Origin of the sequence: Mesorhizobium sp. M0910 (genome assembly GCF_040319465.1) — a bacterium.
In the GTDB taxonomy this organism is placed as follows: Bacteria; Pseudomonadota; Alphaproteobacteria; order Rhizobiales; family Rhizobiaceae; genus Mesorhizobium.
Map to the genome: position 1 here is coordinate 279,117 of NZ_JAMYNZ010000002.1, position 26,253 is coordinate 305,369.

30 protein-coding genes and 1 pseudogene are annotated in these 26,253 nt (G+C 63.8%); 14 read left to right on the forward strand and 17 right to left on the reverse strand.

Going from position 1 to position 26,253, the window contains the following annotated elements; genetic code table 11:
* Positions 1-22: 22 nt before the first annotated feature.
* The 3 genes from NKH78_RS05190 to NKH78_RS05200 are packed head-to-tail and all read right to left on the reverse strand — an operon-like array spanning position 23 to position 2,761.
* Positions 23-931, reverse strand: coding sequence for an SDR family oxidoreductase (locus NKH78_RS05190; RefSeq protein WP_352737861.1), 909 nt, complete (start codon positions 929-931; stop codon positions 23-25).
* A complete protein-coding gene (queG, locus tag NKH78_RS05195) occupies positions 928-2,088 on the reverse strand; it encodes a tRNA epoxyqueuosine(34) reductase QueG (RefSeq protein WP_352737860.1) in 1,161 nt (386 codons plus the stop codon). The genes NKH78_RS05190 and queG overlap by 4 nt, the downstream gene beginning before the upstream one ends.
* Positions 2,069-2,761, reverse strand: coding sequence for a glutathione S-transferase family protein (locus NKH78_RS05200; RefSeq protein ID WP_254817994.1), 693 nt, complete (start codon positions 2,759-2,761; stop codon positions 2,069-2,071). Before NKH78_RS05200 ends, queG begins: the two co-directional genes overlap by 20 nt.
* A gap of 161 nt (positions 2,762-2,922) precedes the next feature.
* Here NKH78_RS05200 and NKH78_RS05205 point away from each other — a divergent pair, with 161 nt between their 5' ends.
* Positions 2,923-3,729, forward strand: coding sequence for an undecaprenyl-diphosphate phosphatase (locus NKH78_RS05205; RefSeq protein WP_352737859.1), 807 nt, complete (start codon positions 2,923-2,925; stop codon positions 3,727-3,729).
* A 95-nt stretch (positions 3,730-3,824) separates the two neighbouring features.
* The gene (locus NKH78_RS05210; RefSeq protein ID WP_352737858.1) at positions 3,825-5,075 is read left to right on the forward strand and encodes a flavin-containing monooxygenase; all 1,251 of its coding nucleotides are present in this window, start codon (positions 3,825-3,827) and stop codon (positions 5,073-5,075) included.
* 138 nt (positions 5,076-5,213) lie between these two features.
* On the opposite strand, the gene NKH78_RS05215 is transcribed toward NKH78_RS05210, so the two are convergent.
* The 4 genes from NKH78_RS05215 to rsmI form a co-directional block, all read right to left on the reverse strand.
* Entirely contained in the window at positions 5,214-5,450 is a 237-nt protein-coding gene (locus NKH78_RS05215) for a metallothionein (RefSeq protein ID WP_254817997.1), read from the reverse strand.
* Positions 5,451-5,533: 83 nt separating this feature from the next.
* Positions 5,534-6,505 carry a complex I NDUFA9 subunit family protein gene (locus tag NKH78_RS05220; protein WP_352509713.1) on the reverse strand — a complete coding sequence of 324 codons (972 nt, stop codon included), beginning with the start codon at positions 6,503-6,505 and terminating at the stop codon, positions 5,534-5,536.
* A gap of 192 nt (positions 6,506-6,697) precedes the next feature.
* Positions 6,698-7,075, reverse strand: coding sequence for a YraN family protein (locus tag NKH78_RS05225; RefSeq protein WP_352509712.1), 378 nt, complete (start codon positions 7,073-7,075; stop codon positions 6,698-6,700).
* Entirely contained in the window at positions 7,068-7,994 is a 927-nt protein-coding gene (rsmI, locus tag NKH78_RS05230) for a 16S rRNA (cytidine(1402)-2'-O)-methyltransferase (RefSeq protein ID WP_352882192.1), read from the reverse strand. The genes NKH78_RS05225 and rsmI overlap by 8 nt, the downstream gene beginning before the upstream one ends.
* A gap of 176 nt (positions 7,995-8,170) precedes the next feature.
* Here rsmI and NKH78_RS05235 point away from each other — a divergent pair, with 176 nt between their 5' ends.
* Entirely contained in the window at positions 8,171-8,356 is a 186-nt protein-coding gene (locus NKH78_RS05235; RefSeq protein WP_352509495.1) for a hypothetical protein, read from the forward strand.
* A 7-nt stretch (positions 8,357-8,363) separates the two neighbouring features.
* On the forward strand, positions 8,364-8,549 hold the full coding sequence (locus NKH78_RS05240; protein ID WP_023678976.1) for a hypothetical protein: 186 nt from the start codon (positions 8,364-8,366) through the stop codon (positions 8,547-8,549).
* 70 nt (positions 8,550-8,619) lie between these two features.
* On the opposite strand, the pseudogene NKH78_RS05245 reads toward NKH78_RS05240, so the two are convergent.
* The 5 genes and pseudogenes from NKH78_RS05245 to rph form a co-directional block, all read right to left on the reverse strand.
* A pseudogene (locus NKH78_RS05245) lies at positions 8,620-8,942 on the reverse strand (low molecular weight protein tyrosine phosphatase family protein).
* A gap of 4 nt (positions 8,943-8,946) precedes the next feature.
* Positions 8,947-10,110, reverse strand: coding sequence for a radical SAM family heme chaperone HemW (gene hemW / locus NKH78_RS05250; protein WP_352737856.1), 1,164 nt, complete (start codon positions 10,108-10,110; stop codon positions 8,947-8,949).
* Positions 10,107-10,769, reverse strand: a complete 663-nt coding sequence (gene rdgB / locus NKH78_RS05255; RefSeq protein ID WP_352737855.1) for an RdgB/HAM1 family non-canonical purine NTP pyrophosphatase — start codon at positions 10,767-10,769, stop codon at positions 10,107-10,109. Before rdgB ends, hemW begins: the two co-directional genes overlap by 4 nt.
* Positions 10,769-11,179 carry a VOC family protein gene (locus tag NKH78_RS05260; RefSeq protein ID WP_254818002.1) on the reverse strand — a complete coding sequence of 137 codons (411 nt, stop codon included), beginning with the start codon at positions 11,177-11,179 and terminating at the stop codon, positions 10,769-10,771. The genes rdgB and NKH78_RS05260 overlap by 1 nt, the downstream gene beginning before the upstream one ends.
* 32 nt (positions 11,180-11,211) lie before the next feature.
* A complete protein-coding gene (rph, locus tag NKH78_RS05265; RefSeq protein ID WP_254818003.1) occupies positions 11,212-11,928 on the reverse strand; it encodes a ribonuclease PH in 717 nt (238 codons plus the stop codon).
* Positions 11,929-12,073: 145 nt separating this feature from the next.
* Here rph and hrcA point away from each other — a divergent pair, with 145 nt between their 5' ends.
* The 6 genes from hrcA (at position 12,074) to NKH78_RS05295 (ending at position 17,466) form a co-directional block, all read left to right on the forward strand.
* A complete protein-coding gene (hrcA, locus tag NKH78_RS05270; protein ID WP_352737854.1) occupies positions 12,074-13,186 on the forward strand; it encodes a heat-inducible transcriptional repressor HrcA in 1,113 nt (370 codons plus the stop codon).
* Positions 13,187-13,219: 33 nt separating this feature from the next.
* The gene (locus NKH78_RS05275) at positions 13,220-13,417 is read left to right on the forward strand and encodes a hypothetical protein (RefSeq protein ID WP_254818005.1); all 198 of its coding nucleotides are present in this window, start codon (positions 13,220-13,222) and stop codon (positions 13,415-13,417) included.
* A 100-nt stretch (positions 13,418-13,517) separates the two neighbouring features.
* The gene (locus tag NKH78_RS05280) at positions 13,518-14,873 is read left to right on the forward strand and encodes a PQQ-dependent sugar dehydrogenase (protein ID WP_352737853.1); all 1,356 of its coding nucleotides are present in this window, start codon (positions 13,518-13,520) and stop codon (positions 14,871-14,873) included.
* A gap of 87 nt (positions 14,874-14,960) precedes the next feature.
* Positions 14,961-15,578, forward strand: coding sequence for a LysE family translocator (locus tag NKH78_RS05285; RefSeq protein WP_352509491.1), 618 nt, complete (start codon positions 14,961-14,963; stop codon positions 15,576-15,578).
* Between the two features lie 153 nt (positions 15,579-15,731).
* Positions 15,732-16,712 (forward strand): cysteine synthase A, encoded by a 981-nt coding sequence (gene cysK / locus NKH78_RS05290; protein ID WP_254818008.1) that lies wholly within the window; start codon positions 15,732-15,734, stop codon positions 16,710-16,712.
* Between the two features lie 130 nt (positions 16,713-16,842).
* Positions 16,843-17,466 (forward strand): glutathione S-transferase family protein, encoded by a 624-nt coding sequence (locus NKH78_RS05295; RefSeq protein WP_352737852.1) that lies wholly within the window; start codon positions 16,843-16,845, stop codon positions 17,464-17,466.
* Between the two features lie 15 nt (positions 17,467-17,481).
* Here NKH78_RS05295 and NKH78_RS05300 read toward each other — a convergent pair whose 3' ends face one another.
* Complete coding sequence (locus NKH78_RS05300; RefSeq protein ID WP_352882202.1) at positions 17,482-18,738, reverse strand: RNA polymerase sigma factor; 1,257 nt, start codon at positions 18,736-18,738, stop codon at positions 17,482-17,484.
* A 7-nt stretch (positions 18,739-18,745) separates the two neighbouring features.
* Positions 18,746-19,114, reverse strand: a complete 369-nt coding sequence (locus tag NKH78_RS05305) for a YciI family protein (protein WP_352737850.1) — start codon at positions 19,112-19,114, stop codon at positions 18,746-18,748.
* A 237-nt stretch (positions 19,115-19,351) separates the two neighbouring features.
* Between NKH78_RS05305 and NKH78_RS05310 the strand changes: the two genes are divergently transcribed.
* The 3 genes from NKH78_RS05310 (at position 19,352) to NKH78_RS05320 (ending at position 22,851) form a co-directional block, all read left to right on the forward strand.
* Positions 19,352-20,311, forward strand: a complete 960-nt coding sequence (locus NKH78_RS05310) for a TAXI family TRAP transporter solute-binding subunit (RefSeq protein ID WP_352737849.1) — start codon at positions 19,352-19,354, stop codon at positions 20,309-20,311.
* Positions 20,312-20,374: 63 nt separating this feature from the next.
* A complete protein-coding gene (locus NKH78_RS05315) occupies positions 20,375-22,471 on the forward strand; it encodes a TRAP transporter permease (RefSeq protein ID WP_352737848.1) in 2,097 nt (698 codons plus the stop codon).
* Complete coding sequence (locus tag NKH78_RS05320) at positions 22,468-22,851, forward strand: DUF1850 domain-containing protein (protein ID WP_352737847.1); 384 nt, start codon at positions 22,468-22,470, stop codon at positions 22,849-22,851. Before NKH78_RS05315 ends, NKH78_RS05320 begins: the two co-directional genes overlap by 4 nt.
* Here the strand turns inward: NKH78_RS05320 and NKH78_RS05325 are convergent.
* The 3 genes from NKH78_RS05325 to NKH78_RS05335 all read right to left on the reverse strand — a co-directional run bounded on the left by NKH78_RS05325 (position 22,740) and on the right by NKH78_RS05335 (position 25,326).
* The gene (locus NKH78_RS05325; protein ID WP_352737846.1) at positions 22,740-24,491 is read right to left on the reverse strand and encodes a saccharopine dehydrogenase family protein; all 1,752 of its coding nucleotides are present in this window, start codon (positions 24,489-24,491) and stop codon (positions 22,740-22,742) included. The two genes, NKH78_RS05320 and NKH78_RS05325, sit on opposite strands and share 112 nt — an antisense overlap.
* 50 nt (positions 24,492-24,541) lie before the next feature.
* Positions 24,542-24,922: a thiol-disulfide oxidoreductase DCC family protein gene (locus NKH78_RS05330; RefSeq protein WP_352777748.1), complete on the reverse strand. Its 381-nt coding sequence runs from the start codon at positions 24,920-24,922 to the stop codon at positions 24,542-24,544.
* 257 nt (positions 24,923-25,179) lie between these two features.
* Entirely contained in the window at positions 25,180-25,326 is a 147-nt protein-coding gene (locus tag NKH78_RS05335; protein ID WP_254818015.1) for a hypothetical protein, read from the reverse strand.
* Positions 25,327-25,733: 407 nt separating this feature from the next.
* Here NKH78_RS05335 and NKH78_RS05340 point away from each other — a divergent pair, with 407 nt between their 5' ends.
* Complete coding sequence (locus NKH78_RS05340) at positions 25,734-26,240, forward strand: YciE/YciF ferroxidase family protein (RefSeq protein ID WP_352737844.1); 507 nt, start codon at positions 25,734-25,736, stop codon at positions 26,238-26,240.
* Positions 26,241-26,253: the final 13 nt, after the last annotated feature.

Here is a 26,253-nt window from a genome sequence, read left to right on the forward strand (position 1 = left end):
CATAGCCCGCGCAACGTATCGATCAGGACCGTTTCATCGGGCTGCGCGCCTCACCGTCGCGCCAGTCGCCGCTCGCCCACATGGCATCGAGCGCCGAGCGGTAGTCGGGAAAGCGAAAGCCATAACCGGCCGCCTTGATTGCCGCGTTGGCGACACGCTTGTTCTCGCCATAAAAAGACCGCGCCATGGGCGAAAGTTGGGCGGTCTCGAACGGAATTTCGGGCGGCGGCTCGATGCCCATCAATTGGGCGGCATAGGCGACGACGTCCTGCGGCGGCGCCGGCAGGTCGTCGGTGATGTTGAAGATGCCGCCGCGATTGCCTTCGGCCAGATGCCAGAGCGCGCCGGCAATGTCGTCGCAATGGATGCGGTTGAACACCTGGCCCGGCTTGACCAACCGCCGGGCGGTGCCGTTTTCCAGATTGACCAAGGCGTTGCGGCCTGGCCCATAAATGCCGGAAAGTCGCAGGATCGCCACCGGTCGGCCGACGTCGTGGCCCAGTTTCAGCCAATCCTGCTCGGCGGCAACCCTCATCGCTGATCGCTTCGATACTGGCCGGCATTCGGCGGCCTCGTCCACCCAATTGCCGCCATGGTCGCCATAGACGCCGACGGTGGAGAGATAGGCGATCCATTCGAGCTCCGGCATGTTGGCCGCGATCTCCTCGCGGGCCGCGCCCAGCACCGGGTCGCCGGCCTCGTCCGGCGCGACCGAGACGACGAGATGGGTTGTCTTCCCAAGGGCATCGCCGATTTCGGAGGTCAGTGTGCCATCGAAACGCAGCGGCACGATACCGGCTTGCCGCAGCGCCGCGAATTTTTCCAGCGACCGTGTTGTACCGAAGATCGTTGTGTCGGCGTCCCTGTTGGCGCGGGCGAAGGCCTTGCCCGAATAACCGGCGCCGAAGATGAAAATCTGCTTTTTTGTCATGTATGCGCCTCGATCGGCTTTGGCAGGGGCAGAAGCCATTCGCCTCTCACCGCCTCGTCATCTTCTGCCTGCAAAGCGGCTGCGGCACGTTCGGCAAACTCCCGACCCGGCACCAGCCGCGACAGCGCCCATACCGCGGCTCCGCGAACCAGGGGCGAGGCGTCGTCGAGCAGCGCGCGAACGGCGCCGGCCAGCGACAAGTCCTGGGAATTGCCGGCCGCTATCAGCACGTTGCGGATAAAACGGTCGCGGCCGATGCGCTTGATCGGCGAGCCCGAAAAAAGCGTTCGGAAGGCAGTGTCGTCGAGACGCAGCAGCTCGGCGATCGGCGGTTCGCGCAAGTCCGCGCGGGCGGCAAGCTTTGCCTCAGAAGCGGCTTGGGCGAACTTGTTCCACGGGCAGGCGGCCAGGCAGTCGTCGCAGCCATAGATGCGATTGCCGATCTTTTCCCGGAACTCATGCGGGATCGGTCCTTTGTTCTCGATGGTGAGGTATGAAATGCAGCGCCGCGCATCGAGCCGGTAAGGCGCCGGAAAGGCATCGGTCGGGCAGGCGTCGAGGCAGGCCTGGCAGGAGCCGCAATGATCGTTCTCAGGCGCGTCCGGCACCAGCTCGGCCGTCGTGAAGATGGTGCCGAGGAACAGCCAGGAGCCATGCGCGCGGCTAACCAGGTTGGTGTGCTTGCCTTGCCAGCCGAGGCCGGCCGCCTCGGCCAGCGGCTTTTCCATCACCGGTGCGGTGTCGACAAACACTTTCACGTCACCGCCGGCGCGCGCCACGATCTTGCCGGCGATCTCTTTCAGCCGGCCTTTCATCACGTCATGATAGTCGCGGTTCTGCGCATAGGCCGAGATCGCGCCGCGGTCGCGCTTCGCCAGCACCTCGCGTGGGTCGTGGTCGGGGCCGTAATTCATCGCCAGCACGACGATCGAGCGGACCTCTGGCCAAAGCGTCGTCGGTTTGCCTCGCCGCTCGAGCGTTTCGGCAATCCAGCCCATCGAGCCGTGAAAGCCGTCGGCAACGAACTCGGCCAGCCGCTCCGGCGCCTGCGGGATAGCATCGGGCGTGGTGACGGCAACGGCGTCGAAGCCGGCGTTCCGCGCCTCGCGGTCGATGAGCGCGCGCAGCTTTGCCGTATCAGAAATCGAGATCCGCATAATGTGACACCGGCGACAGGCCGCGCACCCGGTCGGACAGAAGCGGCCGGAACGAAGGCCGTGATTTCACCCTTGTATACCATTCGCGCGCGGCGCTGTGTTCGCGCCAGTCGATCTCGCCGAGATAGTCGAGCACCGACAGTGCCGCCGCCGCCGCGAGATCGGCATAGGTGACCTTGTTGCCGGCCAGCCAATGACGGGTGCCGGCCAGCCAGTTGGTGTATTTCATATGCTGGCGAATATTGGCGCGGGCGGCGCGGATCGCCGCCGAATCGGGCGAGCCGCCGCCTGCCGTTTCTGGCATGACCGGCTTCAGGACGCGCTCGCGCACCAGATGCCGGGTAACCTCGCTTTCCGCCTTGTTGAGGTACCAGTCGGTCAGCCGGCGGATTTCGGCGCGCTCCATCGGATCCTCGGCGAACAGCCGCTTGTCGCGCTTGAGTACGCCGCGCGTCTCGTCGAGATATTCGGCGATGACCATCGCGCCGACGATCGGCACGTCGCCCTCGGCAAGCAGGATCGGCAGCGTGCCGGCCGGGTTCAGTGCCAGGAACTCCTTGCGCCGCGTCCACGGCTTTTCTTCGATCAGCGCCAGTTCCTCGGCATACTCGCCAAAGGCGAGGCGGACGAAGCGGCAGCTGGCGAACATCGGATGGTGGAAAAGCGTCAGCATGGTCCCGCGATAATAGAGCGCACTGGCAAATCGCCGGCTGCGCCGGTAAGTCTTGGCCGCCCGATTCAGGGGCTGTCAGGGTGCTGCGACCTATAGGGGGAGTTCCGCGCCGTGACAAGCAAACCGTTTTCTCAAGCCCGCCCTCCAACGCCGAGGTTGCCATGGAAAGCCAAACCGTAGTCGAAGCGCTGCTGCTCGGCATGCTCGAGGGCCTGACCGAGTTTATTCCGGTGTCTTCGACCGGTCATATCCTGCTCGCCGGCCATTTCCTCGGCTTTCATTCGACCGGCAAGGCCTTCGAGATCCTGATCCAGCTCGGCGCCATATTGGCGATCCTCAGCGTCTATTTCCGCCGTCTCTGGAAGATGCTGCTCGAGCTGCCCTACGATCGGCTGACGCGGCATTTCGTCCTTGGCATTCTCATCGCATTCCTGCCGGCGGCCATTATCGGCGCACTGGCGCATGACTTCATCAAGACGGTGCTGTTCGAATCGCCGCGGCTGATCTGCATCATGCTGATCATCGGCGGTGTCATCCTACTGCTGGTCGATCGCATGACGCCGAAGCCGTATTACCACGATGTCGAGCGGTTTCCGACCAGGCTTTATCTGCAGATCGGGCTGTTCCAGTGCTTGTCGCTAATCCCCGGCACGTCGCGTTCGGGCTCGACCATCGTCGGCGCGCTGCTGCTCGGCGTCGACAAGCGGGCGGCGGCGGAATTCTCTTTCTTCCTTGCCATCCCGACGATGGTCGGCGCCTTCGCCTTCGACCTGTTCAAGAACCGCAATGTGCTAAGCAGCGCCGACTTGCCCATCATCACGGTCGGCTTCGTTGCCGCCTTCGTCACCGCGCTAATCGTCGTGCGCTTCCTGCTCGACTACGTCTCGCGCCATGGCTACGCGCTGTTCGGCTGGTGGCGGCTGGTCATCGGCATCGTCGGGCTGACGGGGCTGGCAATCTGGGGGTGAGCCGGCGCGGATAGCGCAAATCCCAGCCGGAACTCTATTCTTGCCTGAAGCCGAGCCATACGATCTTGTGGACGTATGGTTGGCAGGGGGAATGCGTGAGCGAAGTTCTTGACGCCCTCGTTATTGGCGCCGGTCCGGCGGGACTCGGCGTCAGCTACTTCTTGAAACGGCGGGCCCGCGACCACCGTGTACTCGATCGAGGCCGGATTGGCGAAACGTGGCGAACGCAGCGATGGAACTCGTTTCGACTGAACTCGCCGACCATTCGCTCCATCTTACCCGGTGATTCCTACGACGGCCCCGAGCCCTGGGGCGCGATAACCCACCACGAGTTCGTCGCATACCTCGAAGGCTATGCCGAGCGGCACCGCTTGCCGGTAAGCACTCAAACTCCGGTGCAAGAGCTGACCAGAGACGACGGGATCTTTCGCATCACCACGACGGACAGGGCATTTCTGGCGCGCACTGTGGTGATCGCCACCGGCGACCAGAATCGGCAGGTCCGGCCAGCAGGGTCGGCGGATTTGCCAACCGCAATTCGCCAAGTCGATTCCTCGGCTTATCGCCACCCGGCCGAGTTCGAGAGTGGCGCGGTGCTGGTGGTCGGCAGCGGCCAGTCGGGCGGCCAGATCGCCGAGGATCTGGCGTTGGCAGGACGTGTGGTCTTTTTGGCGACCAGCCGCAACGGCCGTTGGGTGCGGCGCTACCGCGGGGGCAACATACTTAATTGGCTGACGCTGTCCGGTTTTCTCGACGTTCCGCGCAAGGAACTCGTCCTCCCCTCCGGCAAGCTGCAGGCCCGCGCGCTGGTCGGCGGGACTCACACGATCAGCCTGCAATCGCTGAGCGCGCAGGGCGTGGTGCTGCTCGGCCGCTTCAGGGGTGTGGAGAACGGCAACCTCGTCTTCGGCGACGAGCTCGACGACCATATGCGATTTGCCGACGAAGTCTCCGCGAATGCCAAGCGCCTGGTTGACGAGTACATCGAGCGCGCCGGCCTCGATGCGCAACTGGCCGAGGATGATCCGGCCGAGACGATTGAACCGCGCTTGCCCGATCCTCCGATCCGCTCCCTCGACTGGACGGCGAGCGGCATCAGATCAGTGATCTGGTGCACGGGCTTCACCGGCGATTTCTCATGGGTTCGGCTTCCCGGCGCGCTCGATGCAGCCGGCCAGCCCGTCCACGAGGATGGCGTCGGCGCTGTTCCAGGTCTGTTTTTCGCCGGCCTCGATTTCGGATCGACGCGGAAGTCGGGCACCATACCGGCCATTCCAGAGGAGGCGGCCGCCGTCGTGGAGCGACTTGTCCAAGCGCGAGCCGACTTGCCACGGAACGGCGTCTAAACGAGCCGTCGAACGCGGTTCTTGAACGTGCAAGAACATGACAGCTCTGGCGCGATCAAGACGACGTACGCTGCCTAGCGGACCGAGCCGGCACAGCCGTTCGGAATGGTCGACCTGGAGACGCCAAAAGGAGGTGCGTCAAGGCGCACGATCGGTCAGCGCGCTCGCGCCTTCTTCCGCGGCGCAATGTGCGCAGCAGTAGATGATGTCATCCTGTTCGACGCCATGTCCGATGATCCGGCATCCGCAATGCGGACACGTCGGAGCAAGTTTCTGGACCGCGCATTCGAAGCTGTCGAATGTGTAGGTCTCGTCGGCCATCGTCACGTTGAAAGCCTTATCGTAGTCATTCCCGCATTGATCGCATCTGGCCATAGTTCTTTTCCTTCTTTCACTGGCTTCAAGCTCGACCAACCTGTCGCGCGGCGATAGGTTCCCGCCAGGATCAGGGGGTCGTCCTAAGGCGGAGACGACCGCGAGCCTGTGCCACGACGCTGTTCGATCGCACGGATCACCTCGTCGATACCCCGCGGCTCGATGTCGAGTTCCTTCAGGCCAGGCACGTCGATTGCTGCCACATTGTCCTGACGCATGAGATCGACCTGGTTGCGCGTTATGGGGGCAGCCGGGAGGAGTTCCGCGACGCCAGCCAAGGCGTTCCATACCGCAAACGGCACCGGCATCAGCTGGACGTGCGTACCGAGCTGTCGGGCGATCTCCCGAAGCAGTTCCTTATAGGTGTAGATGCGCGGGCCACCGAATTCGAATATGGATGAACCCTTGTGGGTTCGCCCGTCGATCAGCCGGCTCACTGCTTCTGCGACGTCTGCCACATGGACCGGCTGAAGCCGTGTGCCTCCATCGCCGAACAGCGGATAGACCGGCAGGAGGCGTATCAGCCTCACAATGGTTGTCAGGAAAGCGTCGTCAGGTCCTGTCATGACGGCGGGACGCACAATGAAAGCGCCGGGAAATGCGCTTTCCACGGCACCTTCTCCGCGCCCACGCGCCCTTATGTAATTCGAATCCGATTGAGGATCGGAGCCGATCCCCGAAATCTGGACGAACTGGTCGATCGCGCGGTCGCGCGACGCGGCAGCGAGATCGACCGCGGCCTTTACGTGCACGCGTTCAAAGGTCTGGACGCCCTGCTCGACGTAAAGACTGACGGCATTCACGACCGCCCGCGATCCGGTAATGGCCGACCCGATCGAGGACGCATCCGTTATATCCGCCTCGACTGCTTCGGGCATCCTCGTAATCGAGGAGAAGACCAGGGCCACGCGAGCCGGATGGCGAGATGCGGCGCGCACCGTGAAACCTCTTTCGAGGAGTCGCTTCACGATCCTGCGCCCGAGAAAGCCAGTTCCGCCGAACACGGTGACGATCCGTTCCGGGTTGAGATCGTCGGGATCCATTTGCCTCGCCATCCCTTTGTCCTCGCCTAGCTGTCACGAGGACTGCCCTGGCCGGCATTTGAACCAGCCCGTCGAACATCAGGACGATTGAGGAACAACGCAGGAACGCTTTTGTTCCGGTCAGCGCTGGGCGGATGCTTGACAGATCGGCAAACCATGATCTGAACCGCAGGCGCAGCAAAACGGCCCCACTTCGAGAATGGCCTAGTTTCGCCCGTAAAACACATTCTCGACATGCACCGGCCAACGCCACGGCAGCACCGCCACCATGTCGAAGCGCACCGATAATTTTCCGTAGTCGGATTGGCGCGACAGCCAGAAATCGGCGGCGCCTTCGATGCGGTGCTCCGATTCGCGACCGACGGCTTCCATTGCCTCCATCAGCGTGCGGCGCGCCTTGACCTCGACGATCAGCACCAGATCGCCACGCCGCGCGATCAGGTCGATCTCGCCGAACCTGGTGCGGTGGCGGCGGGCAAGAATTCGGTAGCCTTTCAGCATCAGCGCCGCCGCCGCCAGCCATTCGCCGTGATAGCCGCGCCGGTAGGCCTTTTGCCGGCTGGCGCTTGGCCGTTCAGCCATCGCCGTCTCCGCCGGCCCCGTCTCTTCCAGCATTCTTGAGGTCGAGCAGCCGACGATAGAGCGTCTGCTTCTGGCCACCCGTCATCTTGGCGGCTTCCGCCGCTGCCTTGGAGGCCGGCATTTCGGCGGCGAGCGAAAGCAGCAGCCGGTCGATGTCTTCTGGCTCATCAGCGACCGCATCGGCCGGGCCGACGCAGATGACGATTTCACCCTTGGGCGTATCGGCTCCCGCATAATGGCCGGCGAGCGATTGCAGGGTGCCGGTCCGCATCTCCTCGAAAGTCTTGGTCAGCTCGCGGCCGATCGCCGCCTTGCGGGCACCGCCCAGCACCTCGACCATGGCACTGAGCGTCTCGGCCAGCCGGCGCGGCGATTCGAAGAAGATCAACGTTGCCGGCACCGCCTTCAGCGCTTCCAGCCGCATCAGCCGCTGCCCGGTCTTCACCGGCAGGAAGCCGGCAAACAGAAACGCGTCCGAGGGCAGGCCGGATGCCGTCAAAGCGGCAAGTGCTGCTGACGGGCCGGGGATCGGCACGACACGAATGCCGCGTTCCAGCGCCTCACCGACCAGCCGGTAGCCGGGGTCGGAGATGAGCGGCGTGCCGGCATCCGAGATCAGCGCTACGCTTTGGCCGGCCAGCAGCGCCGCGATCAGCTTCGGTCCGGCCTCGCCGGCATTGTGCTCGTGGTAGGCGGTGGTGCGGCGGCGGATGCCGTAGCGGTCGAGCAGCACGCGGCTGACACGTGTGTCCTCGCAAGCGACGATATCGGCGGCGGCGAGCGTTTCCAGCGCGCGCAGCGTGATGTCGGCGAGATTGCCGATAGGCGTCGCCACCAGGTAGAGCGCCGGCTCGAGCGGCCGGGCGGCGATTTCGGTCTGCCCGACCACATAACTGCGTTTGGCCGATTCGCCGGTCACCTGCACAACTCCGTTCGACCCTGTTTGGCACGGCTCACGCTTGGTTGCAAAAGCCTGGGTTGCAAAGGCCCGGGTTCCAAAAGGGATGCCGACGTGAACCAGCCGCCATGCCTTCGCCATAGTAGGGAACGAAACCGTTGCCGGCGAATTTTACACCTGATCTCGGGAGGAGCAGGATGAACAGCCTGACCATACAGGACGTTTTCGAACCCTACTATGCCGGCCGCAAACGCTTCGCCGCGCCATGCGACAAGAGCCTGCCTGCCGAAGCCGCAGATGGCAGAGCCAAGAAGCCGCTTGCGCGTCAGAGATCGGCAGAGAGCAAGCCCGCAACCGAAACCGACAGCACGACGGAGCACTGACCGGACGATGCCCAATCGCTTCGACATTTTCATCACCCGCCTCGAAACAAAAAGCGCCCGCGATGGCGCAGCGTCACATTCCACAGACGACCAGCACCATGCCTCACGCGACAAAAGCGAGATCAAGCCGGCCCGTTCCGGAGAGACCAGCGAAAAAGATCGCGCCAAACACCGCCACAAGCACGAGGCTTGACCCCGCAAACCTTAGCGATCGGTCGAGACAGTTCTCGAAGCGCGGTTGCGAATGCTCCGCGATCTATCATTCAACCCAGATACTTCGAGACACGCGCCTCCAGCAGGCCCACCAGAGCCGGGTCCATGAATGCATAGTCGTCGGGAATATCGAGGCAGATTACTCGAGCCTTTTTCAGGCTTGTCTTGAATTTCTGCTGCAGTTTGGCGCGGTGCGTTTTTTCCATCACGAAGATGATGTCGGCCCAGGCGACGAGTTCATGCGTCAACGGAATGTCGGCATCGTGATTAGTGCCGCCCGAAGCGACCTCGATGTCCCGCCGCTTGGAAAACACCTGCTCCGCCGTCGGGCTGCGCAAGCGATTCTGCTGCAGATGAAGAGAACGTTCTTCAACGTGCTATCTGGCCAAATCCGCCACGACCGCATCGAGCACGATCATGCCGGCCGGCGTGGCGCGCAGGCGGGCATTGCCGATCGGTGCCACCAGGCCTTCGTCCTGCAGCACCGACAGCCGTGCCGTCGACAGGCCGCGCCCTGAAAATGCCTCGTAGCGGGAAAGGTCGATGCCTTCCGCCAGCCTCAGCCCCATCAGCAGGAACTCGTCGGCCTCTTCCGAGCGCGTCAGGATTTCGCCGCCGGTAACGCCATGGCCCTTGGCCTCGACCAGATTGGCCCAGGTCTCCGGCATTTTCTCGGCGATCGTCACCACGCGGCGGCCATTTTCGACGAACCGGCCATGCGCGCCGGGACCGACGCCGACATATTCGCCATAACGCCAGTAGGTGAGATTGTGCCGGCTTTCGGCGCCGGGCCTGGCGTGGTTGGAAATCTCGTAGGCCGGCAGTCCGTGCGCGGCGGTGATCTCCTGTGTCAACGCGTAGAGATCGGCGGCAAGCTCATTGTCTGGAATGATGAATTTCCTTGCCGCATGCAGTGCATGGAACGGCGTGCCTTCCTCGATGGTCAGCTGATAGAGCGACAGATGGTCTGCGGCGTGGCCGATCGCCTGCTCGAGCTCCGCCTGCCACGCTTCCGGCGTCTGACCAGGTCGCGCGTAGATCAGGTCGAACGACAGCCGTGGGAATATCTCGCGCGCCAGGCCGATCGCATGCAGGGCCTCATCGACATTGTGCAAACGGCCGAGGAAGCGCAGATCCTTGTCGTTCAGCGCCTGCACGCCAAGCGACACCCGGTTGACGCCGGCCGCGCGATAGCCGCGAAAGCGCTCGGCCTCGACCGAGGACGGATTGGCCTCCAGCGTCACCTCGATGCCATCAGGCACCGTCCAGTTCTTCGCCACTGCATCCAGCACCGCCGACACGGTCTGCGGCTTCATCAGCGAGGGCGTGCCGCCGCCAAGAAAGATACTGGTCACCTCGCGCGGCCCGGTGCGGCCGCGCATCGTCGCTAGCTCGGTCTCGAAGGCGCGGGCAAAACGCTCCTGGTCGACCGGCTGGTGGCGGACATGGCTGTTGAAGTCGCAATAGGGGCATTTGGCCGCGCAGAATGGCCAGTGGACGTAGACGCCGAAACCGGGGCTGCGGTCGAGCAGCATGGTCATGCGCCGGCCAATCGGGCTTGCGCGAATTTCTGGAAAGCACGGGCACGGTGCGACAATGCGGTTGGCTGGCCGGGCTTCCAGCCATGCTTTTCCTCCGCGCTCATCTCGCCGAAGGTCTTTTCGAACCCATCGGGCAAGAACACCGGATCGTAGCCGAAGCCGAGCTCGCCGCGCGGCGGCCATACCAGCGTGCCCTCGACCTCACCGCGAAAATATTCCGCCTGGCCATCGGGGAAGGCAAGGCAGATGACCGCGACAAAGCGGCCCTTGCGCTGGGCAGGCGTGATCGCGCCAACTTCTTGCAAGGCCACTTCCGTGCGCTGCATGGCCATGCCGAAGTCGCGGGAGCCGTCCGGCGTCTCGGCCCAGTTGGCGGTGTAGACGCCGGGTGCGCCGTCGAGCGCATCGACACACAGGCCGGAATCGTCCGACAGCGCCGGCAATCCAGTTGCCTTGGCGGCGGCCAAGGCCTTTATGAGGGCGTTCTGCTCGAAAGTGGTGCCAGTCTCGTCCGGCTCCGGCAAGCCGTATTCCTTTGCGGACTTCGCTTCTATGCCGAATGGCGCCATCAGATCGGTGAATTCGCGCAATTTGCCGGCATTGTGGCTTGCGACGACGATCTTATGCCCGTCAAGCGAGTGAACAGTTGGCGAATGCATCAGATGCCCCAGATTCTTGGCTCGGCGAATTCGATCGAATTGCCCGAGGGGTCGCGAATATAGATCGAGCGACCGCCCTGAGGCCATTCGAACTCACTTTCGATGGCGATTTTCTTCGCCTCAAGATGCGCTTTCCAGCGCGGGATTTCATCCGCGCTTGCGGCGAAGCAAAGATGGCCCTCGCCGACCGTGCCATGCGGCGGCACGGGCAGCTTGGCGTCGGCCCGCGGCGGCACTTTGGTCGCCTCGGCATTGAAGATAAGCAGCACGCCGTCGCCGCAGCGGAAGAAGAGATGCCTGCCATCGACCTTACCGAGCAGATCGAGCCCGAGGACGCCCGAATAGAACCGTTCCGCGGCAGCAAGGTCCGTCACGTAGAGTGCTGATTCCAGGATTGCGGAAGGAGTCACAGGATCGCCAATCTCTTCAATATTGACCGCAGCTAAGCCACCGCCATCTGCTGCAAGCTGACCAGGCGCTGAATGCCTTTCTTGGCGAGCCCCATCAGCGCCGCGAACTGCTCTTCCGAGAACGGCTCGCCCTCGGCTGTGCCCTGGATCTCGACGATACCGCCCTTGCCGGTCATGACGAAATTGGCGTCGGTGCCGGCCGAGGAATCCTCGATATAGTCGAGATCGATGACCGGCTGGCCATCATGGATGCCGCAGGAGATCGCCGCGACGTGATCCTTAAGCACCTTGCCCAGGCTCGCCATCTGGCGGGCTTCCATCCAGCGCAGGCAGTCGTAGAGCGCCACCCAGCCGCCGGTGATCGAAGCGGTGCGCGTGCCGCCGTCGGCTTGGATCACGTCGCAGTCGACGGTGATCTGCTGCTCACCGAGCGCCTGCAGATCGACCACGGCGCGCAGGGAGCGGCCGATCAGCCGCTGGATCTCCAGCGTGCGGCCGCCTTGTTTGCCGGCCGAAGCCTCGCGGCGCATGCGCTCGCCGGTCGAACGCGGCAGCATGCCGTATTCCGCCGTCACCCAGCCCTTGCCGGAGTTGCGCATCCAGCCCGGCACCTTTTCCTCCAGGCTGGCCGTACACAGCACATGAGTGTCGCCGAACTTCACCAGGCACGAGCCTTCCGCATGCTTGGAGACGCCGCGCTCGAAGGAGATGGGGCGCATTTCGTCGAATTGGCGTTTGGAAGGGCGCATTCAGGCTTCTTTCTTTCTTCGGAATCTTGGCCGGGGAATCTTGGCCGGCTTGTAGCCGCACGGGGCGTGAGGCGCAAAGGAAAATGGACCGGTTGCGCCGACGCCGCGGAAGTCTATATCTTCGGACCGGAGGTTTTTGGCTCGAATGACCAAGGTAGTCGATCCCGGTTCGCAGTCGCCAGTGCTCTCGTCGCCGGCACTTCAATCGCCCGCGCTTCAATCGCTCGATATGCGTTCGCGCGACATCTTCCGGCGCATCGTCGATTCCTATTTGAGGGATGGCGAGCCGGTCGGTTCGCGCAGCCTGTCGCGCATCCTGCCGTCATCGCTGTCGCCGGCCACCATCCGCAACGTGATGAGCGACCTCGAGCATCTCGGCCTGATCTACGCGCCGCACATCTCGGCTGGCCGGCTGCCGACCCAGGCCGGCTTGCGCTTCTTCGTCGATGCATTCATGGAACTCGGCGACCTCTCCGACGAGGAGCGCCGCACCATCGAGGCGCAGGTGCGCGCCTCCGGCTCGGGCGCGACGCTGGAGCATATGCTGACCGAGGCCAGCCAGATGCTGTCCGGCATGTCGCGCGGCGCCGGCCTCGTGCTCGCCGCCAAAAATGAGGCGGCGCTGAAGCACATCGAATTCATCCAGCTCGAGCCGACCAAGGCGCTGGCCGTGCTGGTCTCGCAGAACGGCGACGTCGAAAATCGCGTCATCGATCTGCCCGCCGGCATCACCGTCTCGCAATTGCACGAAGCCTCCAACTTCCTCAACGCCCATATCCGCGGCCGCACCCTGGCCGAGGCCCGGGTCGAAATCGCCCGCATCAAGGAAGAGACCAGGGCAGCCCTCGACACGCTGTCGCAGGATCTGGTCGAGAAGGGCCTGGCGGTCTGGGCAGGCGCCGAAAGCGGGGTGCCTGGGCGGCTTATCGTGCGCGGCCGCGCCAATCTCCTGGAAAACGTCACCGCCCAGGCCGACATAGAATTGCTGCGGCATCTGTTCGAGGATCTGGAGACGCAGAATGGGCTGATCCAGCTCCTCGACCTCGCCGAGGAAGGCCCGGGGGTGCGCATATTCATCGGTTCGGAAAACAAGCTGTTTTCGCTGTCGGGCTCCTCGCTGGTGGTGGCACCCTATCGCGACAAGGACGCGCGCGTCGTCGGTGCGCTCGGCGTCATCGGGCCGACGCGGCTGAATTATGCGCGCATAGTACCGATGGTCGACTATACCGCGCAGCTGATTTCGCGCATGCTGCGCTAGGAGCCGCCGCGGCCTGCCGCAAGGAGAAAAAGAATGGCGCTGGAATCGTTCAAGGCCCAGATCAGCCTCCTGCTCGAGGAAATGGTCAATCAGCCTGAGGATCAGCACGAGGTGCAAGAGCAGTTGCGTGAGAAGCTGCAAGAGATGCGGGCCATGGGCCTGCCGCTGCCGGCCGATCTGGTCGCGCTGGAAAAGCGCCTCGACGACGACTTCTACGCCTCTGGCAACTGAACGGGGTTCGGCTTCAAATCCTCGTGTGCTGGACGACCGCTTGGAACGACCAATGCCTGATCCCGTTTGTCCTCTTCGAGGCAAACCTCGGAGGACGTTAATGATCCGATCTGGCGGCTTTGCGGCCGTTGCCGTTGCCCTCCTTGCCGCGACACCGGCAGCCGCCCAGCAGGCGGATCAAAAGGTGCTCAAAGGCGAAGCCGCTTTTGGCGATTGGCACGCCGACAGGCCTGGCGTCCGCCGCCTGATCGGGCCGCAAGACATGCCGGCAGCCGACCCCGCTCAATCCGCTTCGAACGGGGGCGGCATGGCGGAACGGCCCGAAAGCGCCGAGCCAGAATTGCCGCCGGGCTTTTCGGCCGAAATGATCGCCTCCGGACTCTATAATCCGCGCGTCGTTCGCGTCGCTCCGAACGGCGACCTGTTCATCGCAAACGGCCATGCCGACCAAATACGCGTCTACCGTCTGGCCGAGGGCCGCGCCAAACCCATCGAGAAAGCGATTTTCGCCCAAGGCCTCAACTATCCATACGGCATCGCCTTCTATCCGCCAGGCGGCAAGCCGCGATGGGTCTATGTCGCAAACAGCGACAGCATCGTCCGCTTCCCCTATCGCGACGGTGACCTGAAGGCGTCCGGTAAACCAGAAACCATTGTCGCCAAAATCCCGTCGGGCGGTCACTCGACCCGCGACATCGCCTTCTCGCTTGACGGCAAGACGCTTTTTTTATCGGTTGGCTCGGACTCGAATGTCGCCGAGGACATGGACAGGCGGCCGGATGGCGGCCTCGACGCCTGGGCGAAATCAAAGCCGCTCGGGGCGGCCTGGGGCCCCGAGGAAGGCCGTGCCGATGTGCTCGCCTTTGACCCGGACGGGAAAAATCCCCGAACTGTCGCCACCGGCCTACGCAACTGTACGGGCATGACGGTGCAGCCCGCCAGCGGCGCGTTGTGGTGCGTCGTCAACGAGCGCGACGAGCTCGGCGACAATGTGCCGTTCGAGTTTGCGACTGAAGTCAAGGACGGTGCGTTCTATGGTTGGCCTTGGTACTACATCGGCAATCACGAGGATCCGCGCCATCAGGGCGAGCGGCCAGACCTCGCCGGCAAGGCCACTGTCCCCGACGTGTTGATGCAGGCGCATTCGGCGCCGATGAACATAGCCTTCTACGACGGCAAGAACTTTCCGGCGGATTACCGGGGTGATGCTTTCGTCACCATGCATGGTTCGTGGAACCGTGGCGCCAGGACCGGCTACAAGGTGGTGAGGCTCAAATTCAGGGATGGCAAGCCGACCGGCGAGTATGAGGACTTCATGACCGGCTTCGTCATCTCGAACGACGCCGTCTGGGGCCGCCCGGTCGGTGTCGCCATGGCCAAGGACGGCTCCCTGATCGTCACCGAGGACGGTAACGGCACCATCTGGCGCGTTACCTACGAAGACGGCCGCTCCTGAACGGCGGCGTCGCCTGCTGCGCTGGCGCAATCGAATTCGGCGCGAGGGAATTCACCCAACTTCAACATTGTGCGACAAGCGCGAACCATGACGCTCACCGGGTTCCTCGCCTATAGCGCCGCCCTCGGCATCGCCGCAGCCATCCCCGGCCCAGGCATCACCGCGCTTGTTGCGCGTGCGCTGGGTTCCGGCTTCCGCTCGTCGCTGGCCATGTCGTTCGGGCTGATGCTCGGCGACCTGACCTATTTGACTGCCGTGGTGCTCGGCCTGGCTTTCGTCGCACAGACGTTCGGCGTGATCTTCCTGGCCATCAAATGGCTGGGCGTCGCCTACCTCGCTTTTCTTGGCTGGCGTTTCTGGACGAGCGGCATCACGCCCGAATCGGTAGAGGCGAAGAAAGGCAAAGGCGGCTTGGCATCCAGCTTTGTAGCCGGTCTCGCCGTCACACTCGGCAATCCGAAGACGATGATCTTCTATCTCGCCATCACCCCTACCATCGTCGATCTGAAGACGATCACACTGGCCGATTACGGCATCCTGGTCGCGCTCACTATCATCGTTCTGCTCGTGGTGCTGGTGCCCTATCTGGCGCTGGCGGCCAAGGCGCGCTGGTTCCTGAAGTCGCCGCGGGCGCTGAGGGCACTCAACCGCACCGCCGCCGGCTTCATGGTCGGTGCGGCGGCGGCAATTGCCGCCCGCCAGTAGATCTCTTCGCCAATCCGCCCAACGCCCTGCAAGGCGCCGGTATTCAGCACGAACGTCACTCGGATATTTTTCGAACGTGCCTATCTTGCGTGGTGGATGGCTCTATCCTATGTCCGCCCGGCTCTTGCCGCTTGACCTCTGGGAGGAAAACCAATGAACAAGCCCGCCACCCACACACACGTGCCCGGCCGCGGCCGCATCTACAATTCGATCACCGAGACGATCGGCGACACGCCGCTGGTGCGGTTGGATAAATTCGCCAGGGAGAAGGGTGTCGTCGCCAATCTGCTGGCCAAGCTCGAATTCTTCAATCCGATCGCCTCGGTCAAGGACCGCATCGGCGTCTCGATGATCGAGGCATTGGAGGCTTCGGGCAGGATTACACCCGGCAAGACCACGCTGATCGAGCCGACCTCGGGCAATACCGGCATCGCGCTCGCCTTTGCCGCCGCCGCCAAGGGCTACAAGCTGATCCTGACCATGCCGGAAACCATGTCCGTCGAACGCCGCAAGATGCTGGCGCTGCTCGGTGCCGAGCTGGTGCTGACCGAAGGGCCGAAAGGCATGAAGGGCGCCATCGCCAAGGCGGACGAGCTGGCGGCAACACTGCCCGACGCCGTCATTCCGCAGCAATTCGAAAACCCCGCCAATCCGGAAATCCATCGCCGCACCACGGCCGAGGAAATCTGGAACGACACCCATGGCGAAGTCGATATCTTCGTTGCCGGCATCGGGACCGGCGGCACCATCACCGGCGTCGGCCAGGTGCTGAAGAAACGCAAGCCCTCGGTGCATGTCGTCGCCGTCGAACCGGAAGCCTCGCCGGTGCTGTCGGGCGGCCAGCCAGGCCCGCACAAGATCCAGGGCATTGGCGCCGGCTTCGCGCCAAAAATCCTCGACACGACGATCTACGACGAGATCGTCAAGGTCTCGAACGAGGATTCTGTTGCCAATGCACGGCTCGTCGCTCGGCTCGAAGGTGTGCCGGTCGGCATTTCGTCGGGTGCCGCCCTGCAAGCGGCGATCGTCGTCGGCTCGCGGCCCGAAAACAAGGGCAAGACCCTCGTCGTCGTCATCCCCTCCTTCGCCGAGCGCTATCTCTCGACTATCCTGTTCGAGGGATTGGGGACTTAGAGTCTGGACACGAGAGTGTTTGACCGGTTGTAGCGATCCTTCGCGCTGCCCCTCCGGCATCAAACGTTCTGTATCGACGCTTCGGCGTGGAAACCACCAAATCGTCGCTGCCCGGCAGGTGGAGGACTTCATGTACAAGCTCTATACGCGTGCCAATACCGGCGGCTTTGTCGTTGAGGCGGCGCTTGCATTGGCAGGCGTGCCTTTCCACCAGGTCGACGTTCCGAAGGGCCGCCTCGATCAGGCCTTTCTTGATATCAGCCCCTTGAACCAGGTGCCGGTGCTGATCTTGCCGGACGGACGCTCGATGACCGAATCCGCGGCGATCTGCATCCTGCTGGCCGAGCGCCACCCGGAAGCAGGCCTGGCGCCCGCGGCAAGTTCGCCTGACCGTGCGGATTTCCTGCGCTGGATGATCTTCATGTCGTCGGTCATCTATCCAGCCAACCTGCGGTTCTTCTACGCATATCGCTACACGGCCGACGCCGGCGGCGTGGACGCCCTCAAACAGGCGGCGGTCTCGGAAATGGATCGCAGCTTCGCCATTCTCGATGCCGCTCTCGACGGCCGCGACTGGCTGGCCGGCGACCAACTCTCGCTGGCCGACATCTATCTCGTCATGTTGGTGGCCTGGCATCCGGAGGTCGCGAAGGTTCCAACCGCTTGGCCGAACATCGAACGCCTGTGGGCCAATTTGCGGGAACATCGGGTGATGAAGAGGCTGAATGCTTCCCACGACATGTGGCCGGCCTGAGCACTCCGCCTTGTCTCAGTCTTTTTCCGCGCGGCCGAGCGCGGCCCGTCGTTCCTGCAGGAACCGGCGCACGGCTGGATCGCGTTCGAGGCCGATAGCCCGGTCATAGGCCTCGCTCGCCTGCGGAACTTTGCCGACCCTGGACAGCAGGCCCGCGCGGGCGGCCCAGTAAGGTTGATAGTCATACAGCCGCTTATCGCCGCTGAGTTGATCAAGGGCGCCCAATCCTGCCGAGGCACCTCCGGCCTCGGCAATGGCCACCGCACGGTTGATCGAAACCACCGGCGAGCCGGCAATCACCGACAGCGCGTCATAGAGCTCCTTGATCGCGACCCAGTCGGTGCCGCCGGTCAGCCGTCTTGTCGCATGGGCGGACTGCACGGCGGCCTCAAGCTGGTAGCGGCCGACAACGCCCTTGGCCGCGGCGCGCCCAAGCAGCGTCTCCGCTTCATCGATCAGTGTATCGTCCCACAGTGCAAGATCCTGCTCGGCCAGCGGCACATAATCGCCCGCCGCATTGCGCCGCGCCGCGCGCCGCGCTTCGGCGAACAGCATCAGCGCCAAAAGGCCGAGCGCCTCCGGCTCGTCCGGCATCAGCGTGGCCATCAGACGGCCGAGCCAGATGGCTTCGGTCGCGAGGTTGCGGCGCCGCGTTTCGGTGCCGGCCGGGTCGGACCAGCCTTCGGCAAACGCCGCGTAGATTGCTTCCAGAACGGTGCCCAGCCGCTCGCCGAGTTCGGCCCGCTCCGGCACGCGGAACGGAATGCCTGTCTCGCGAATTCGTGTCTTGGCGCGCACCAGGCGCTGGCTCATCGTGGCTGGCGAGACAAGGAAAGCCGAGGCGATCGTCGCTGCGTCGAAGCCCAGGACCGTCTGCAGGATCAGCGGCGCGCGGACGCCGGCCTCGATCGCCGGATGGGCGCAGGCAAACATCAGCCGGAGCCGCTCGTCCGGCAGGTCTTCCTCGACCATGCGTGCCTCCATCTCCTCGGCGATCAGCCTAAGGTGGTCGCGGGCCGCCTCGCTTGTCAGTCGTCGTCTGACCGCGTCGACGCGGCGCTTGCGTGCCACCGCCAGCAGCCAGGCTTCCGGCTTGTCGGGCACGCCCGCCTGTGGCCAACGCTCGAGCGCCGCTGCAAAGGCATCTGCCAAGGCGTCCTCGGCAGCGGCCACGTCGCGTGTGCGCGCGGCGAGATACGCGACCAGCTTGCCGTAGCTTTGCCGGGCGGCCGCTTCCGCCGCCGCCCGCGCGATCTCCGGACGACTGTTCATCACCCGGTCACTTCTGGGATGGGTACTCGGTCATTTCCCAGATCGGCCGCACCTCGATCGTGCCGGTGCTGGCACCCGGGCAGCGAGCCGCCCAGGCAATTGCTGCGTCGGCGTCCTCAGCCTCGATCATGTAGAAGCCGGCGAGTTGCTCCTTGGTGTCGGCATAGGGACCGTCGAGCACATTGGTCTTGCCGTCGGCCATCCGCACCGTGGTGGCGGTCTGGGTCGGCTTCAACCGGTCGCCGGCCAGCCACGCTCCGGATTTCTTCAACGCCTCGGTATAGGCTCCATAGGCTGCGCTGATTTCGTAGGTCTTCTCCGTCGGCGCGACCGCCATCGCGGCTTCGTTCGCATAGATCAAAAGCATGTATCGCATGGTCTTCTCCCGTTTTTCTCGAAGGCCGCTCCGTTGCGGGCCGAACGTATGTCGCGTGGCCTCGCCCGATTTCGACACGCGCTGCAAAAATCTTTCGGCTCCCATGGCATTTCACGCAAGCTCAACCGTTCGTCTAATGGCGACAATTGCGGGTTGGCATTTCCCGCCCGCTCTCTAAACTCGTCCAGGATCGCGCTGACGAGGAGAGTGCGGCAGATACTTCAGGGAGGAAACCGAATGCTCAATTTCAGGACGAAGTTCGTTGCCGCCAGCGCGGTAGCGCTGTCGCTTGGCCTTGGCGCGGTATCGGTCAAGGCACAGGAATTCATCAACGTGCTGACCGGCGGCACGTCGGGCGTCTACTATCCGCTCGGCGTCGCGCTGTCGGAAATCTACGGCAAGGGCATCGAAGGCGCGCGCACCCAGGTGCAGGCGACGAAAGCGTCGGTCGAAAACCTCAACCTGCTGCAGCAGGGCAAGGGCGAGATCGCCTTTGCGCTCGGCGATTCCGTCAAGCTGGCCGCCGAAGGCAACACCGAAGCAGGCTTCCCAGGCAAGCTCGACAAGCTGCGCGGCATTGCGGCCATCTATCCCAATTACATCCAGATCGTCGCCAGCAAGGAATCCGGCATCAAGACGCTCGCCGATCTCAAGGGCAAGAGCCTTTCGGTCGGCGCGCCGGCCTCAGGCACCGAGCTCAACGCCCGCACCATTTTCGCCGCTGCCGGGCTGAAATACGAAGACCTCGGGCGGATCGAATATCTGCCCTTTGCCGAGTCCGTAGAGTTGATCAAGAACCGCCAGCTCGACGCCACGCTGCAGTCGGCGGGCCTTGGGGTCGCATCGATCCGTGACCTCGCCACCTCCGTGCCGGTAAACATCGTTGCCGTGCCGGCGGAGGTCGTCGCCAAGATCGGCTCGCCCTATCTGTCCGTGGTCATCCCCAAGGGCACCTATGAGGGCCAGACCGAGGATGTCGCGACCGCCGCCGTCGGCAATTTCCTGATCACCAGCGCCGATGTCCCTGACGAGACCGCCTACCAGATGACCAAATTGCTGTTCGAGCATCTCGACCAGCTCATCGCTGCCCACGCCGCTGCCAAGGCGATCGACCCCGCCAAGGCGCTCGACGGCATGCCGGTGCCGCTGCATCCAGGCGCCGAGAGGTATTACAAGGAAAAGGGATTGGTGAAGTAAGGAGCCTCGCCTCGCTCGGCACCCTCCCTCGGGGAGGGGAGCGCCCCGCCAGGAACCCCGCCAATGACCGCAACCCCGACCGTTCTTTCCCCCACAGCGGAAGCTCCTGTCGAAGGATTGCCGCCGGGCTTCGGCGAAGGCATCGCCGGCAAGGCGGCTTTTCTCATCGCCATCGCCTTCTCCATCTTCCAGATCTACATCGCCGCCTATGGCAGCCTGCCGAGCCAGGTCGTACGCGCCATGCATGTCGGCTTCCTGCTGCTGCTCGGCTTTGCCCTAATCACCAATCTGCGCGCCAAAAGCGTCCCGGCGAAAGCAGTGTTCTGGACGCTCGGGGTGCTCGGCTTCGCCACCGGTCTGTACAATTGGGTGTTCTATGCCGACCTCATCCGCCGCTCCGGCTTTCTCACCACGCCTGACCTGATCGTCGGCGCGGTGCTGGTCGTGCTGGTCTTCGAGGCGGCGCGGCGGTTGATGGGGCTGCCGCTCGCCGTCATTGCCTTCATCTTTCTCGCCTACGCATTTGCCGGCAATCATCTGCCGCCGCCCTTCATCCATCGCGGCTATGATTTCGCCCAACTCGTCGACACCTTCGCCTATGGCACCGAAGGCATCTACGGCACGCCGATCTATGTTTCGGCCGCCTACATCTTCATCTTCGTCGTCTTCGCCGCCTTTCTTGAGCGCGCCGGCATGATCGCGCTGTTCAACGATTTTGCGCTTGGCCTGGTCGGCTCGTGGCGCGGAGGCCCGGCACAGGTCTGCGTGCTGTCCTCGGCGCTGATGGGCACCATTTCCGGCTCCGGCGTCGCCAATGTGGTGGCCAGCGGCCAGTTCACCATCCCGCTGATGAAGCGCTTCGGTTTCCGCTCGGCTTTCGCCGGCGCCGTCGAGGCGACCTCGTCGATGGGCGGCCAGATCATGCCGCCGGTGATGGGAGCGGTTGCCTTCATCATGGCCGAGACCCTGAACATCCCCTATGCCGCGGTGGTCAAGGCGGCGATCATCCCGGCGCTGCTCTATTTCGGCGCCTGTTTCTGGCAGGTGCACCTGGAGGCAGGCAAGGCCGGCCTGCACGGCATGGCCAAGGCCGACCTGCCCAATCCGTGGGATGCGGTGAGACAGCACTGGCCGCTGGTACTGCCGCTCGCAGCACTGATCTATCTGCTGTTTGCCGGCTACACACCGGTGTTCGCCGGCACCATGGGCCTCGCGTTGACTATCGTGCTCATCCTCGGCACGCCGCTGGCAGCATCGATCGGGCCGCTCGCCTTCCGCATCGTCTTCTGGCTGGCGCTCGGGCTTGCCGCGGCTTCCTTCATGAAATTCGGCGTCGACATCCTCAGCCTGGTCATCGCCGTGCTGGTCGTCGCCTGCCTCACGTTCAAGGGCGGGCGCGAGACGCTGCGCATATGCATCGATTCCCTTGCGGAGGGAGCAAAGAACGCGCTGCCGGTCGGCATTGCCTGCGCCATCGTCGGCATCGTCATCGGCACGTTGACGCTTACCGGCATCGCCTCGACCTTCATCGGCTGGATCATCTCGATCGGCGAGAACAATCTGTTCCTGTCGCTGCTTTTGACCATGCTCACCTGCCTGGTGCTCGGCATGGGCATACCGACCATACCCAACTATATCATCACTTCGTCGCTGGCCGGGCCGGCGCTGCTGTCGCTCGGCGTGCCGTTGGTGGTCAGCCATATGTTCGTCTTCTATTTCGGCATCATGGCCGATCTCACCCCGCCTGTGGCGCTGGCCGCCTTCGCCGCCGCACCCATGGCCAAGGAAAGCGGCCTCAAGATCGGCATCCAGGCCACCAAGCTTGCCATTGCCGGCTTCGTTGTGCCGTTCATGGCGGTCTATACCCCGGCGCTGATGCTGCAGGATCCCGGCCCGATCGCCGCCCAGTTCGGCTATCCCGTCGAGGTCGCCTATATCGTCATCAAAGCCTGCATGGGCATCGTCCTGTGGGGCGCCGCTGCCGTCGGATTTCTGGCCCGGCGCATGGCCTGGTGGGAACGCCTCATCGCCTTCGCCGCCGGTGTGCTGCTGGTTGCGGCGCTGCCGCTTACCGACGAGGCGGGCTGGGCGCTGTCCCTTGCCTGGATCGGCTGGCACTGCTGGCGCGCGCGGCAGGCTTCGCTGGCCAACTCGGCATGAGCCTCTGCATCGTCGCGGCCGGCAAGACGGTGACGCTCGCGGTCGCTGCCTTCACGCTCTCCTGGGTGCATTCGGTGGAGAAAACCCAGTGGCAGGAAGACTGGAAGGTGCTGGCGTCCGGCCTGCAGCTGGTCGGGGCCCGCATCAAGGGATCGGGCGCCGGGATGGAGCCGCCGCAAGGCTCGGTGCTGATAAACGGCTGGTGGGTCTATGCGCCCAAGGTCGGGCCACAGCGGCGCCTCGTGCTTGCCGCCTCGGGCGCTACGGGTCAGGGTTGGACGCTGTGCACGGCGCAGGACTGCCGCGAACTGGCTAAGCTGGCAGGCGACACGATCTCGCTGGAGCCGTGCGGGCCGGAGGGCTCCAGCCAGCCGCGGTAGCAGGCGATCATGCCGGCAAGTGGATGCGAGATCTCGACGTGGAAGCGGAAGCGGCCATCCTCCACCGTTTCGTAGGGATCCGAGCGTGGACCGAGCCACATCGGCAGCGGCAGGCCAAAAAAGCTCCAGCGGCGCAAGACCAGCGCCAGCCGGCCGTCCTCGGCAACCAGCGCCATCGCGAAGGTCAGCGGGCCGAAGCGTTCGCACAGCAGGCGCTGCGATCGACCCCGGCCTGCGAACTGTAGGCTCGAAAAACTGTGCTTGCCGAATGTCCGCGTCCAGGTCTCGCCGTCCTTCTCGGTGTCGAAGCGGACATCAACCGGGATGTCCTCGCTTGCCCCGGGGAAGCCGACCATCCGGGCCATTAGCCGGCCAAGAACATTGCGCCCGCGTTCGACGCGCGCGCGGCCTGCCGCCATTGTTGTGCAATCGTGCATGGCGCGGATTTCCCGGGGCAGGCCATGCCAGGCGTCGCCGAGCAAGACGGCATAAAGCGACTTGTCCCTGTCAGCGGGCTCATTCCTGAACCCGGTGTAGATTGTCTTGCCGGCGAACAGCGCTTCATAATCCCGGAGCTCCAAATCGCGCACCGCCGCCCGTGCGCCCGGCGCGGGCTGATGTCCGGCCAGCGCTTTGCGGACCAGCGCTTCGACCGCCATCGACGGGATCAGCGGCCCATCATTGCCCTCGGCCAAGAGATGCCACGAGCGCTTGACGATGGCGCCCGCCCGGTCAGATCCCTCCACCTCGACGAACATGCCGCCGCGATGCTCGCCCCAGCGCAGCCGGTTCGTTGCCTGATGCATCAGCGGCGCCAGCGGCAAAAGCGAACCGATCAATCCGGCGCGCACCAGCCAGGCGAGGCAGATCAGGGCGCGGTGCAGCAACTCGGGTACCGGCCCGGCTCCCATCCAGATGGTCCTCGCCTCCGGCCAAAGCTCGGCCAAGGCGCGCAGGTCGGGAACGTCGACAAGCGAAAACAGCCTGTATCGAAGCGGCAGCCGGCCCGGCGGCACGATGGTGTAGCGCAGTTGTTCGGTGAACGGACGGCCTTGTTCCGGACGGCCATTGCGAACAAGCCGCACCGGCTGACCGGCATAACCGGCGATAGCGTGAATGACGTTTCCGCCGACACCGGCAAAGGGCGACGGCGCGATGCCGCCGCGAATGCCGTCGACCCGCGTCAGGTCCGACGACAGGCGGCGCACAACCGCGGCCGTCAGCACCGGAAAGCTCGAGACGCCGGACAGCACGAAAACCCCGGCATTTCGCGCCGCCTCGTCGAACGCAGAGACGCCGGCGACGAAATCCGAGCCGTCGGCTAGATCGAGATAGTTGATGCGCCGGGCGATGCAGGCTTCGATCAGGCGATAGCGTCCCTCGCCATAGGCCTGGAATGGGCCGCTCGCGTCGACTACAATATCAGGCTCAAATGCAGCGAGTTGCGCGGCGAGATCGCCGTCACGGTCGAACAGGGCCGGCTCCAGCCGGGCTGCTGTCGGCGCAGGCCTGTCGCAATAAGCGTCAGCCTTGGCAAGCGAGCGCCCGGCGACGAAGAGGATCAGACGCGGTTCGCCCTCCAAAAGCTCGACGGTGCGACCGCCAAAGGTGCCATAGCCGCCGACGACAAGAACCTTCATCCGCAGTTCCCCCAAAATGCCCCGCGCCGCTCCCGGCCACGGCGGTGAGCCTAGCCGATCAACCTTGCCCTCACCTCGGCGGAAGGGATTTCACAATTGTCCTTCTTGCCGAACAGAGCGTAGCGGTTCTTTGCGATGCGGTCGTAGAGCCAGTCGCGAAGCGGGCGCGGCAACAGCAGCAGGATCCGCGCTGCCCGCCACGGCCAGCCGAGTTCGGCCATGACGGCAACGAAACTGTCCAGGCGGGTGAAAGCGGCGCCATCGACGATGACGAGATTGGTCTCGTAGCGATCCGCTCGCAGCCCGTATTTCTGGAACAGCATCTCGCCGAAGGGCGACTGCGCCGTTGCGAAATGGAAGCGGCCCTTGCGGTCGAGCTTCACCACCATGCGCACAAAGCCCGAGCACAACACGCAAATACCGTCGAACACGATCAACGGGCGACGTGATTCGAATTCTGGCGGCTCAGGAGAATGGTTCGGCTTGACGATCACGTGACGCCCGGCAGCTGGTGTCAGGCGACACTAGACCTGCCGGCGGCTCGATCAAAGCCCGGACTGCTGAAGGCTTGGCGTTGTCGCACGCCGTCTGTCGGTCAGCGCAGGGCGCTCGGCGCGATAGGTCGTTGACCGATTGTCGGCGTCGGGCCGGCATATCCGGCTGTCGTGACGGCTCTCCATGCTCATCATCAGTGCACGCTGATCCCAAGCGTGTTGCCCCGGCGCGCGCAGGCGGGGCCTGGGCCGCGCATGTAATAGCGCTCGGGCCGATAGGTCGGTGCGACGAATTCGCGGATGGCGGCAGCATAGCCGGCGATGTGATTCCAGAAGCTCATTTTACTCGGTCCCTGTCCCGTTTCGGATGTCCCTTCCGAATTGCGGGGATCATAGCGTCCAGGCGTGAATAGTCGGTGAACGCGATGTTAATCTCTGGTCGAAAATGCCTTCGTTCATGGCTGGAATGCGGCTGATTCGCGGTGTTTCCATGCAGTCCGTCGGCATTTCGCCCAGTGTGACTTTTGCATCACATATGTTTCGCCTGAATGTCGCTGAGGCGCGGTTTTGTTTCAGCTTTTTGCTGGACCGCGAAATTTCCGTGCACGCGGCCGGAAAACCAGGAACCCGCCCGTCAGCCGCACGTTGATTTCCCAGTGCCGGGACGAACCGGTTCCGCAGGCTGTGGTGCTCGGGTTGGGCCGCAGCCAAAAATCCGAAACTGCAAGAGAATGGAAAGGCAAAGGCCATGAGCTTCTTTTCGAAGGATATCAAAACACTCGATGACCTGTTCGTGCACACGCTGCGCGACATCTATTACGCTGAAAAACAGATCGAGAAATCGCTGCCGAAGATGATCGACAAGGCGAGTGATCCGCAGCTGAAAGCCGGCTTTGAGAAACATCTCGCCCAGACCAAGGGTCATATCCAGCGTGTCGAGCAGGTGTTCGAACTGCACGGTGTGAAGGCCAAGCAGGTCGACTGCCCGGCCATCGACGGCATTCTCGAAGAGGCCGACGACATCAGCGGCGACATCGCCGACAAGGAGGTCCTCGACGCTGCGCTGATCGCCTCGGCCCAGGCGGTCGAGCATTATGAGATGACCCGTTACGGCACCTTGATTGCCTGGGCCAAGCAACTGGGCCGCAGCGACTGCGCCAATGTGCTGGCCAACAATCTCAAGGAGGAGCAGGCGACCGACCGCAAGCTTACCGAGATAGCGGAAAGCAAGATCAACCTGCAAGCCGCCGAGTAGGGCAGCGATAGAG